We start from the raw sequence: 12,786 nt of genomic DNA, 5'->3' as shown, positions 1-12,786 counted from the left end.
GGACGGCACATCGTGGTGCCGCCCCCTTCTGATTGTCATCGGATCAGGTTTTTCGTCCTCAGCGGGAGAAGGCGGAGAGGTCCGGCACTTTCTGTCCTGCGTAGTAATTATTCGCCTTGGCCCCATTCAGGTACTCGACCATGCCGCCACAGCGCTCCTGTGGTTTTTCAAGGTCAGCCGCATCTTCCAGACCGCGCGGTTTGGTCGGGTTTTGCGGCATCCACCGGACATATTCGCAATAGCGGCCGGTAATGTCCTCAAACGACTTCCGCGTTGCGAAGATGTACTCCTTGGTCGCACCGTTGAAGAGGTCAAAGTCCGCCAGACGCATCCAGCCCGCTTCCACCGCCGCATCGTGCACGGCCGTCTGGATCAGGCCAAGCTCAACGCTGTCGGAGAAGTCACGCCAGAACTCCATCAGCCCCGGCGGACGCTCCTTCATGTAGTAGAAGTAGGTGCCGATGCTCGAATGGTTGCCGCCTTCGTATGAGCCCACCTGCATGCCGTACACGGCAGCATGTTCCGCCAAAGCCACAAAGAGCTGCTTGATGCGCGGCAGGCTTGCGGTCGCGGCTGTCCGGCCTTTCGGATCGCTAGCCTCACCCGGCGTGGCAGGGCTGTTGATGAAGAAGTCCAGGATTTCCGCGCGCAGAGCCGGCCATTGTGAGCGATCAGCCACCCGTGCCGCCAGTTCTGTCGGTGGAATACCTGCGATATGCGTTTTGCCATCGGCCAGCATGCTTTCCACGGAATAGTATGTGGTGCCCTGAACTTCGAACCAGTCGCCTGGCTTCTCGGGTTTGGCCGCATACATCTCGGCAAGCTCAGGATGGTTGGCCACGTCCTCCCAGAAGAGGTTATATCCATCCATCATGCCGTGCAGGCTGAGATTGACCAGACCGCTCGGGGTTTCCGGCGGTGGGTTACCGTGGAAGCGGTAATCCGACGCACTGCCCGTATGGACGGCCATGACGCCGCGCCATTCGATGTCAGGATATTTATACCGCAGGCGCGCGATGGCCTTGGTCAGTTCATATCCGGTCTGGATATTTTCCGGCTTCGAGCCTTTCCAGTCCGCTTCACGGCCCATCATCTTGGCGGTGTGCTCGGCCAGTCGCTGCATGTAGCGCAGGCCGATATTATACGAGAAGGCGTAGTTCCAGGTCTCGTTCCCGACTTCGACTTTCACCTGATTGTTGACGACATATTTCTGGTTGCGAACGATGTCCGCGCCAAATTCGTCCACATGCTGAAGTTCATAGTCGTTCAGAACCGACCGGCGCTCGGCTTCGGTATAGCTTGGATCATTCCACAGATCGACGGCCCACTGACCGAACACCTCTGGCGCGATGTCTTCCTTGCTGTTGGTGAACTGTGGCGGCAGGTTATGGTGATAGACGGCACCGATCTCCCATGCAGCGCGCAGTCGTGCTTCAACAGGCGAAGACGTATATTTGGATCCCATTCCGGTCCGGATATTAGCCTGGGGCTCGCTGGCCACCTGCTTTTCATCCAACCGGTTAGGCACAACATTGCCGCTCGAGTTCCATGAAGCGTTCGGCATCTTGGCGAAGCGGTCATAGCGGATGATCGGCATACCCGGGGAATTCGCCCCGCTTTCCGACAGCCAGCGCAGCTCTTCATAACCATACATGGCCCGGCGCCACCGCTCACGCGTCAGGAGGCCGTTTTCCAGGTCACGGATATCATTGACCGCACGACCATCGGCATCGGTCAGCTGAACCAAGTGAGGCGGCGTGGCACCGTCCTTGACATTGCTGACGCGGAACATCAGCACACAGCGCTCAACGCACCTGAATTCGAGCAAGTAAGGCGTCTTTTTGATGAACTCGATATTATTGTTCCACGGATGGAGTTCAGATGACCCATCTGTCCACATCCGCCATGTGCCCTTGGCATCGTCCGAACCACTGATCCGCAGGCCATCCCACAGATAGCCGGCGACCAGGAAATGGTTCCAGTCATAGCGCATATCGGCGGTCTGAACCGGCATGCCGTTCTCGTTCATTTCAATCTCAGACGCTTTCAGGAGCACCTGATTGCCGTTGTTGAATGTCCAGTTCTTGGAAATCTTGAAATGGTCAATCCACGGATCAGTCGCCGTGTATCCGCCTGGCAGGACCACACCCGCCTGAACGGCGACATGATCCATACGCGTGATCGGTGTTCCTGGCCCCCGTCCCGCAGTGGACGCTTCCACGACTGGCACCTCGACTTCCTGCGACGGCATTGTCATTGGCAGTTCGCCCCGACCGCTCGTTGGCGCCTGCTGCTCCTCAGCGACTTCAACAGCCTCGACTTCAGGCGCGATACCTTTCAGGAACTCCGTATACCCTGCAGTTTCGCCGCCATATTTCGAGGCATCGTAGCCGCCAGCATAGATATACTGGGTTTTCGTGCCGATTTCGAAACGGGCCGGCATGGAATTCCAGCGGGCATGTTCGCAATAGTCAAAATTGATCGGCTTGCTCCAGCACAAGCTGAGCCCCGTGAGACGGGCTGAAACCGTTCCCTCATCATCCACAATGCGAACCCGGTCAAAGGCACGCTGGTTGTAGAGCGTCACATAGCCGTCAGTTTCCGACAGGGTGACGCGGCGGTAGCCGGTCTGGACCTTGCCTTCATAAATTTGCACACGGAACGTCGCGTCGGGCCCCGATGTATCGACGATGTCCTCCAGACGAATGGTGATGCCCCGCGCCAACCGAGGAATCGCAACCTCGGCATAGCCCCCTTGAGTGATCTGCAGCTCGTCCGCGGCACTGGCTGCGCCGGTGACCCCGAAAAGAGCTGAAAGAACTGTAGAAACCGCGACAAGATGGTACCTGACGTTCATCCTGAGGACCTTTCTTCCGCCGATGAAACACGCGTGACGGACCGCATACAATGGAATTGCCCTAGAATTGACAGTCTTTAGCCACAAACAATGACTTGCACGCGAAGAGACGCGTCACATTTTTTGTCAAAACAGAGTGCTTTGGTTTACCGCTGGCTTACCATGCCGGCGGATTTGTGCTGTTCAGGTCAGCATCTTATCGATGTCGAGAACCAGAATGGCACTCGCACCAAGTGATTTGAGTTCGGCGAGGTGATCCCACAACACATCCTCTGAACACACCGCATGAATGGCGACCTTTCCCGTCTGCCCGGCGAGTTCAAGCACCGTGGGCGAATCCGCCCCCGGCAATACCGCGCTGATGGCATCCACGGCATCGCGCGGTGCATTCATCATCACGTATTTCGCGTTTCTGGATCGAAGAACGCCCTGTAACCGCCCGGTCAAGGCATCCAGCGTCGCCTTTTTTTGCGGCGACAATTTGGCAGTGGGGCCAATCAGCAACGCCTCAGAGAAATAAACCGTTTCGGCGACGCCGAGCCCATTGGATTCGAGCGTCGCTCCGGTCGACACGATGTCACAGATGGCTTCAGCAACACCAAGGCGCGGCGCAATCTCGTGCGCGCCGCTCATGTTCACCGTCTTGGCATCCGTCACGCCATTCTCGTGCAGCCAGGCCTGGGTGATCGCCGGATAGGATGTGGCAATGCGCTTGCCGGCAAGGTCAGATGCCTGGGCATAGGCCTTGGACTTCGGCATCGCGATGCACAGCCGGCACTTTGAAAAGCCAAGCGGCATGACGATTTCAGCATCAAGCGGCACTTCGCGGCTCAACCGCTCTTCCTCAAAGACGTTACCGCCAACAATCCCAAGATCACTGGCGCCATTGGACACGAGTTCAGGGATATCGTCGTCACGGACCAGCAAAAGGTCGATCGGCAGCTCTTCGATCCGGGCATAGAGGCGGGTCCGGCTTTGCGACACCTTGAGCCCACACTGGCGCAAGAGTTCGAATGTGTCGTCAGAGAGACGACCGCTCTTCTGTACCGCGAGGCGAAGACGCCCGTTTTCCATCGAATTCTTTTCACTACCAGCCATGGCGGCCATATCCCCTATCCCAGAGCCTGGAGCAACCTATTTGACCAACATTGGGCCATGGTGATTTCAGATGAGACCGTTAAAAGGACACCATGGATGGGTCCTTGGGCCTGACGTACCATTTCGCGACAGCCGATAACGAGTTGAGGTATCATGGTCAAAAAATTTCTTTCAACGGCGACAATTGCTCTTCTTGCTGCCTGCCAGGGCGGCACCGACGCCGACACGTCGCCAGCAGACGTTGCAGAAACGCAGGTCGAAACCGCGCAGAACACGTCGCCTGAGCTGGGCACATTCGGCATCGAGCTGGATGACATGAATACCACGGTCGATCCGGGCGACGATTTCTTTCGCTACGTGAACGGCAAATGGCTCGACACCTTCGAGATGCCCGACGAGTTTTCGAACTACGGCGCCTTCACGGTCCTGTTCGAACGGTCCGAAGAGCGGGTCAAAGCCATTATCGGCGAAGCGGCCGAAGCCGATGCACCGGACGGGTCGATCGAGCAAAAGATTGGCGACTATTACAACGCCTTCCTCGACACCGACACGATCAACGCCAAGGGTCTCGAACCGATCCAGGCTGAGCTCGACACTTATGACGGGCTTCAGACCCTCGACGATGTCGCCCATGTGATGGCGCGTCCCGATCTTGACGCTGCCGGTCCGTTCCGTGCGTATGTGGACGTCGACAACAAGAACCCTGATCAGTATACGGTTTATATTTCTCAGTCCGGCCTGGGCATGCCCAACCGGGACTTCTATCTCGCCCCGGAATTTGCCGACAAGCGTGAAGCCTATATGGACTTCCTGTCGCGCATGCTGGAAATCGCGGGCGTCGATGCGTTCGCAGAGAAGGCCGAAGAGGTCTTCGCCCTCGAGAAGCGCATGGCGGAAGTGCACTGGGAGCCAGCCAAGCGCCGCAATGCGGATCTGACTTACAATCTGTACACGCTTGATGAGCTTTCCGACTACGCGCCGCAACTGCCATGGGCGGACATGCTCGAAGAGCTCAAGCTTGGTGGCCAGTCAGAGTTCGTCGTTCGCGAGAATGACGCGATCCAGAATCTGGCTTCCATCTTTGCCGATACCGAGGTTGAGACCTGGCGCAATTACCTGAAGGTGCACGCCCTTCGCTCGAACGCGTCGGTGCTGCCCGATGAGGTCGATCAGGCGTCTTTTGACTTCTACGGCAAGGCACTGTCGGGCACGCCGGTTCAGCGCGAACGCTGGAAGCGCGGCGTCTCGGCCGTTAACGGCGCCCTCGGCGAGGCCGTCGGTCATGTCTATGTCGACAAATATTTTCCGCCTGAATCCAAGGTGGAAATGGAGAAGCTGGTCGACAATCTGAAGATTGCCTTCCTCAAACGTCTTGAGACGAATGAGTGGATGACCGACGCGACGAAGGAAGAAGCGCGCAAGAAGCTTGCCGCGTTCACGACCAAGATCGGCTATCCTGATCAGTGGACGGACTATTCGGCTCTCGAGGTCAAGGCAGGTGACGCCTATGGCAACAACAAGCGGTCCGACGCCTTCGACTATGAAGAGATGATCGCCAAGCTCGGCCAGCCAATCGACAAAACCGAATGGTTCATGACACCGCAGACCGTGAATGCCTATTATTCCCGTAACCGGAATGAAATCGTGTTCCCGGCGGCGATCCTGCAGGCGCCATTCTTCGACCCGAACGCAGATCCTGCCGTCAATTACGGCGGTATCGGTGCCGTCATTGGTCACGAGATCGGTCATGGCTTTGACGATCAGGGCCGCAAGGCAGACGGCACAGGCATGCAGCGGGACTGGTGGCAGAAAGCGGACGCCGACAGCTTCCAGAAACTGGCCGACCAGCTGGGTGCACAATATGCCACTTACTCACCGGTCGAGGGCCATTTCGTTCGCCCTGAACTGACCATGGGCGAGAATATTGGTGACCTTGGCGGGCTGCGCATGGCCTACGAAGCGTACAAACTGTCCCTCAACGGCGAAGAAGCGCCGGTGATTGACGGCTATACGGGCGATCAGCGGTTCTTCATGGCCTGGGCGCAGGTGTGGAAGCGTCTGTACCGCGAGGACGAGTTGAAACGTCGCCTCGTCACAGATTCCCACTCGCCGTCCGAATACCGGACCAACGGCATCGTCCGGAACATGGATCCCTGGTACGACGCATTTGACGTCTCGCCGGATGACGACCTTTACCTGCCACCAGAAGAGCGCGTGCAGATCTGGTAATCGCGGAATCTTCGCAACTTATAGGGCCAGCCTTCGGGCTGGCCCTTTTACGTTTGGGCAAGCGGATCTTCACCCTTTAACCGTAAGCATGGCCTGTTCGTCCGATCGGTGCGCCCGCCCGTTCGGCTATTGGAGACATGGCCCATTGACCGCCCGCTCGCCCCGTCTGCTGACCAAGGCTGATCGCGATCGACAGCGTCGCATCGTGCGTGAATTCACGATGATCTGGCCGCTCTTCTTTGCGCAGCTGGCGCTGATCGGAACGATCGCTGCCGGCCTGTGCCTGCAGAACGGTCTATACCTGACCCTCGCCATGCCGCTCGGGCTCGTCGCCTTCGCCGCGATCCGTGCGCGCAAATGGTACCGGACGGACCCGCACCGGCTCAGCCTGACCGCCATTGAAAATCACATCGAATTTCTTCGGGTGTCCTCCCTCCTTATCGCTGCTCTCGCCGCCCTGTGTTTTACCAGCCTGATGGCCGGGGTGCCGCAGGACGTCATGATGATCGTCACGGTGCTGCTCGTCGTGATGGGAATGATCTCGGCCCTCTGCTTTTACAGCCAGCAAAGTCACGCCTGCCGCAATGTCGGTGTCCTCTTTGCGCCGCCGGTTTTCTTCCTCGTTGGTACCGCGGAGAGCAGCAATATCGCGCTCGCTGGCGTCTTGTCGCTTGTGGGCCTCCTGATCTGTCTGATGGTGGTCACGATCAATCGCCTGGTCACCTCTCATTTCACCCGCAGCATGGTGGCGCGGGCCCAGGTGGAAGCTGAGCGGCGGGCGCTCGAACACCTTCTGTCGGTGGCGCAGCCCAATTTTGCGGAAATGACGCTGCAGGGTCTGATCACTCTCGCCTCCGACGGCTTCGTCAAATTGACCGGTCTGCCAAGGCGAATGCTGGTGGGGAGGCACCTCGAGCGTCTGATCGACATTAGCTTCGATGAGTCCGCCGAAGGGGTGGCCACCATTCGACATGCCATCGCCAATGGCCTGCCCTTTCTTGATGTCGAAACTGTTGCTCGCAACCAGGCAGGTGACGTTGTCGCCGCCATGACGACCGGCATCCCGCTTTATGATCTTGAAGATCAGTTGATCGGCTATCGTCTGTGGTCGACCGATATCACGGAGAGCCGTCAGGCTGTGGCCGCCCGCAAAGAAGAAGAGGCCCGTCTGCAGGAAATGGCACGCCTCGCCGATGAGCAGATGGCGATGCAGACCGCTGCCCTGTCATCCCTGACGGGCAATAGTGATACTCTCCTCAATGCACCGCTGCCGGATATTGCGATCATCGTTATTGACGGCACTGCGGCCGGTGCCCGCCAGATTGCGGCGCAGCTGACGGCGTGGGACTTTGTGCCGATCGTCGCGGCTGATCCGCGTGAGGTGATCGACCTCTTCGAGAACCAGGAAAGCCAGGTGGTTGTCACCGGCCTCACCGTGCCGCCCGAGACGATTGCTGAACTGAAAATCTGGATGGGCGGCGCTGATCTGCCCGTCCGGCAGATCGACATTGGCCGATGCAGTGCCGATCAGACAGGCTTGAGCGACTGGTCCCCCGTCGTGCTCTTCGACGCTCTGGCACTCTCGCTGGCGGAGACAGCCACCTTGCGCATTCGCGCGCTGGCTGACCAGCTCCTGCCTGCCGATGTCAGCAACGACCGTCCAAACGGTGAAACCGCCTATCGCGACGCGGGCTAACCACGTCCGCGCCGCCAATCCCCAAAAAGTGGATACCGCTGAGCCTTGTGACCATCGATTTTCATGCGGTTACAAGTGTGGACAGGTTCGTCGCTCACTCCATATCGCGAGGACGGGTCTTTGACGATCCGCGGCCACCTTCGGTGCGTCGGGTCTCATCCTGATCGCAATTGACACAATCCCCCAATACGGGCCTGTGCCGCGCAACAATACAGCGCTTCAAGGTTGACTGCGACGCGACAAAACCGTCTAAAACGGCCTGTTGTTAAGCGAGCCCGCGCCAATATGCGCGACAGGAAATATGCATGTCTGATACACCTTCCCATCTGGCCCAATCCCTGATCGCCCGCCTCGAAGAGTTACGGTTGGGGATCAAGCAGGACCCGCTGCACAATCCTGTCCGCCGCCTGTCCCATGAGCTCTCAAAACGGCTTCAGGCAGCAGGACGAGCCGATCACCTGGAAATCAGTGAGCTGGAGGGTCTGATCGACCATCTGGACAAGGAGGCGTTTGCCCGCCGGGCCCAGCATGTCGACAGCTATCTTGGAACAGATGATGGCACGGGCAAGCCGTTTACCCTGGAGACAGTCGTTGAGCGCCTGTCCGACAAGCTGCCTGATTTCAAAAGCTTCAAGACCTACTGGACCCGTCGGCGGGAAACGCTGGTGTTCACAGGACATCCGACCTTCCTTCTGTCACGAAAGTCCCGTGATCAGCTGGCCCATTGTGCCGACGACGGGACCGTGCCCGCCAATCCCGCCGGTCTGCCCGATCGCCCGATCACGCTCGATCTGGAACATGAACAAGCCGAACAGGCGCTCGTCCATGCGGCCAATACACTGCATGAGTTGAACAAGGTCATTCTGGCCTATGCGAAAAAGAAATATCCGGACCAGTGGCTGACGCTTGACCCACAGCCCGTCGGGCTGGGCACATGGGTCGGCTATGACATGGATGGCCGGAACGATATCGGCTGGGCGTCGGTCATCCGCCATCGCCTGCATGAAAAAGAGCGGCGCCTGGCGCTATACATGACACGTCTCGAAGCGATCGGTGAGCCTGTCGCTGCGATCACCGAGGTCGTTGGGAAGGCTCACGCGCGGGCAGAAGCCCATGTGGAGGCGTTCGCCGGTGACCTCACCGACGCCGACAAGTTGACCCATGCCGCCAACACACTGACGAGCGACGAGAGCAACGTTGTCAGCCTCAAGAAGATCATCAGTGATCTGACAAAAATTGCCGAGGCGGCTGATGACAAGGCGATCGAGATCGCCGCTCTGCGCGCAGAAATGCAGTGTTTTGCCCTGGGCATGGGAGATATCCATTTCCGCCTGAACGCGGCGCAGATCCGTCACACGGCAAAAGGGATTTTGAACCTCACCTCCGAAGACGACCTCTTCGGCCGCGGGGCACTTGAGGACATTTCGGACATCATTGCCGAAGCGCAACCGAAGAAAGTAAATTTCGGGGCGCTGGCGACCGAACGGGCTTCAGCTGCCCGGCTGTTCATCGCCATGGCGCAGATCCTGAAGCATATCGATGCCGACAGTCCAATCCGTCTACTGATCGCAGAGTGCGAAAATCCGGTAACTGTCCTTGCCGCCATCTATGAAGCGAAGATTTTTGGCGTCGATCACAAGGTCGATGTCTGCCCGCTGTTTGAAACGGCGCTGAGCCTTGATCGCGGTCGCCGCATTCTTGACGTCCTGTTCCGCCAGCGCGCCTATCGCTCCCATGTGGAACGTCGCGGCCGGGTCGCCATCGAGACCGGTTTCTCTGACGCCGGGCGTTTCATGGGACAGGTGCCCGCGGGGCTTGCCATTGAACGCCTGCAAGGTCAGCTTGCGGATGAAATGGGACGGCACGATCTGGGCCACCTTGAAGCCATCGTGTACGACACCCACGGCGAGAGCATGGGCCGCGGCGGACACCCGGGCGGCATTGTCGACCGGTGCCTTTATGCGCTGTCCCCCTGGGCCCGCAGCCAGTTCCAGAACCGCAAGATTTTCCTCCGCCATGAACAGAGCTTCCAGGGCGGCGACGGCTATGTCTGGTTCACCACGCCTGAGCTGGCACGACGTACAATGACCGGTATTCTGACGGCGGATCTGGTTGCCCAAGACCTCGCCCAGAAAGAAGACCCGTTCTATCGGGAAACCAGCGCCAGCCTAGACTTCTTCAACGCGGTCAAACGGCGCCAGGAAAATCTGTTCCGTGATCCCGCCTACAACATCGCGCTCAACGCGATGGGTCTATCCCTCCTGCCCCAGACGGGTTCGCGCAAATCCAAGCGCCAGTTCGAGAGCAAGGCGGACGAGGAAACGAGCCTGCGCCGTATCCGCGCGATTCCGCACAATGCGATTCTGCAGCAGATGGGTTTCCTTGCGAACATCCTTGGCGGCGTCGGCAGTGCCATCGCGGTCGAACCCGATGCCTTCCGCATCCTCCGCCAGCGCTCAGACCGGTTTGACCGGCTGATGCGCATGGTCGACCGGGCACGGATGGGCTCGGACATGAAGACCCTGATTGCGTACATGAAGCTGTATGACGGGTCCTTCTGGGCGACACGGCCGATTTCCGGCGAAGAGCCGCAGATCGAAGATGCCTGCGCAACACTGGCATCCCAACTGTCAGAAGACGGACGGTACTTTGCGGGTCTGCAGCTCGCGGCGCGCCTGCGGTCTGATTCCATTGCCCTGTCCCGCGCGCTCAACGACATGGATTTCGATGCCAGCGACACGTCGGGTCACACGGATCCTTATCTCGACCTGCTACACGCCGTACGGATCGCTCTCATTCAGCGGCTGTTCATTATGGCAGCCGACCTGCCCTCCTTCACACCGGGCGGATCATTCTCGCGCGAAACCGTGATGGAAGCGGTCTTCTCCCTGAATATTGATCACGCGGTCAGCATTATGCGCGAAGCGTTCAGTGAAGGGACAGATTTCACCCGCCTCGTGCTGAATGAAAAAGCAGACTATCCTGATCCATCGGCCCGCCGCAGCACAGTTGCGGACCGGACGATCGCAGAACTTGAAGAACTGCAGCGTCTGATCCACCGGATCAGTGTTGGTATCGCCAACCATTTCGGCGCGATCGGCTGACGCGGATCAGGCAGTTCAAGGTAACTGAACAATAATAAAGACAGGGCAACCAGACATTGCCCTGTCGCCCGGTCTATTCTTTACTCACCGACAGCAATGGGCAGATCAGGTGAGAAGGGCCGGAAATGTTGGAATTTATCGCAGGCGTCATGGCGGTCACCATGGTGACAGAACCGGGGTCAGAGGCCGACGTTTTCGGAAACTGGTTCACCCCGCGCCGCGATAGCGTCATCGAAATCTACGATTGCGGCGATGAGACTCCCTGCGGCCGGGTCATCTGGATGATTGATGATCAGACCGGCGAGACATTGGACACCCAAAACCGTGATCCGGACCTCCGCGACCGCTCCATTCTCGGTATGGTTCTCCTTGAGGATTTCGAGCCTCACGACAAAGGCTGGACCAACGGCGACATCTATAATCCTGAAGATGGACGAACCTATCGCGCGAAGCTGAAACGTCTCGATGACGGGACGCTGGAAGTGAAGGGATGTATGGGGCCCATCTGCAAGGGACAGGTCTGGTTGCCAGCTGTCAAAAAGACAGAGCCTGAGTAAGCCCTGCGACCGTTTGGCCCTGGCAAAAACGTTTATCGTCCTAATGTTCCTCTCACCTTATGGTGCTAAGGCGGCGCTGTACGAGCACCGCCAAAAGGGACGCGAACTTGGCCACGGGACATTCAGATCAGGACACTGACGCGTCACGAAGGTTTTTGGGCCTGCCGCCGTCAGTCGTAACGGCTCTCATCATCCTTGCTGCAGTAATTGCCTATTTCGCCATCGGGACGATCATGGCGGGAAACGACGACGCGCCTGCAGCAAGTGCGAGCGAAGCGCGAGAAGAGTTTGTCGTGCTCGTTCAGGACATTGCACCGACTGAACATCAGGATGTGATCAGCTTGCGTGGCCGCACCGAAGCGGGCCGCCGGGTCACTGTCCGCGCCCAGACGCCAGGTCAGGTTGCCGCCATGCCCATCAGTGAGGGCACCATGGTGAAGGAAGGCGACATCATCTGCCGGTTGGATGTCGACAGCCGCCGCGCCGTCCTTGAAGAGGCGCGCGCCGCCTATACAAAGGCCCAGACCGATTTTGATGCCGCCAGCCGACTTCATGAAGAAGGCTTTGCATCCGACGCCGCCCTGAAATCGGCGCGGGCCCAGCGTGACGGTGCCGCGGCCCGGTTGAGCCGGGCCCGTCTTGATCTTGCAAACACTGACGTGGCCGCCCCGTTTGACGGGGTATTGTCGGAAACGCTGGTCGAGCCCGGAGACGTTCTGGCCGCGGGAGCACCCTGCGCCATCGTTGCTGATCTGAGCAATATCATCGTCGCCGGCGGCGTCGGTGCAGATGAAGCGGCGACCCTCAATCCTGGCGACAGGGCACAAGTCACGCTGTCGGATAGCCGCCAGTTTGCCGCCACCGTCAGCTATGTCGCCAACGTAGCCGATGACCGGACCCGCGCCTTTCGGGTAGAGTTAACCGCGGTCAATGACGAGGACATCCCTGCCGGTCTCGCGGCCGAAGCGGCGATCACGACGGGTCAGGGACAGGCGGCCCTGGTCCCGCGCAACGCCCTTGTTTTCAATGATTCAGGGGCGCTCGGCGTAAGGATCATCGAGCCGACATCGACCGATCACGGCACGGTGCGCTTTATGCCCGTCAGCCTCTCGGGCGAGGTGGATGACGGTGCCTATGTGACTGGCCTAGACGGGCAGGCGCTCGTGGTTGTGCGCGGCCAGGACTATGTCCAACAGGGCAACGAGGTCGCCTTTACGACCGCCCGCAACGGATCAATGCAGTAGG

Annotated in this window: 7 protein-coding genes; 5 read left to right on the top strand and 2 right to left on the bottom strand. The window is 58.9% G+C overall.

Features of this window, described 5'->3' with window-relative positions:
* Nucleotides 1–58 precede the first annotated feature (58 nt).
* Both RUI03_RS01950 and hisG read right to left on the bottom strand, forming a co-directional pair.
* On the bottom strand, nucleotides 59–2,857 hold the full coding sequence (locus RUI03_RS01950; protein WP_317288604.1) for a hypothetical protein: 2,799 nt from the start codon (nucleotides 2,855–2,857) through the stop codon (nucleotides 59–61).
* Nucleotides 2,858–3,040: 183 nt separating this feature from the next.
* Nucleotides 3,041–3,955: an ATP phosphoribosyltransferase gene (gene hisG / locus RUI03_RS01945; protein ID WP_317288603.1), complete on the bottom strand. Its 915-nt coding sequence runs from the start codon at nucleotides 3,953–3,955 to the stop codon at nucleotides 3,041–3,043.
* A gap of 153 nt (nucleotides 3,956–4,108) precedes the next feature.
* On the opposite strand from hisG, the gene RUI03_RS01940 reads away from it, so the two are divergent.
* From RUI03_RS01940 to RUI03_RS01920, 5 genes are all read left to right on the top strand, one after another.
* Complete coding sequence (locus RUI03_RS01940) at nucleotides 4,109–6,184, top strand: M13 family metallopeptidase (RefSeq protein ID WP_317288602.1); 2,076 nt, start codon at nucleotides 4,109–4,111, stop codon at nucleotides 6,182–6,184.
* Between the two features lie 145 nt (nucleotides 6,185–6,329).
* Nucleotides 6,330–7,880, top strand: a complete 1,551-nt coding sequence (locus RUI03_RS01935; protein ID WP_317288601.1) for a PAS domain-containing protein — start codon at nucleotides 6,330–6,332, stop codon at nucleotides 7,878–7,880.
* 305 nt (nucleotides 7,881–8,185) lie between these two features.
* A complete protein-coding gene (locus RUI03_RS01930; RefSeq protein WP_317288600.1) occupies nucleotides 8,186–10,984 on the top strand; it encodes a phosphoenolpyruvate carboxylase in 2,799 nt (932 codons plus the stop codon).
* Between the two features lie 125 nt (nucleotides 10,985–11,109).
* Nucleotides 11,110–11,541, top strand: a complete 432-nt coding sequence (locus RUI03_RS01925) for a DUF2147 domain-containing protein (protein WP_317288599.1) — start codon at nucleotides 11,110–11,112, stop codon at nucleotides 11,539–11,541.
* 107 nt (nucleotides 11,542–11,648) lie between these two features.
* A complete protein-coding gene (locus RUI03_RS01920) occupies nucleotides 11,649–12,785 on the top strand; it encodes an efflux RND transporter periplasmic adaptor subunit (protein WP_317288598.1) in 1,137 nt (378 codons plus the stop codon).
* The last annotated feature ends 1 nt before the right edge of the window (nucleotide 12,786 follow it).

This window comes from Parvularcula sp. LCG005 (assembly GCF_032930845.1).
In the GTDB taxonomy this organism is placed as follows: domain Bacteria; phylum Pseudomonadota; class Alphaproteobacteria; order Caulobacterales; family Parvularculaceae; genus Parvularcula.
Note: the sequence above shows the minus strand (reverse complement) of the source record. Positions and strands in the feature narration are given on the sequence as shown.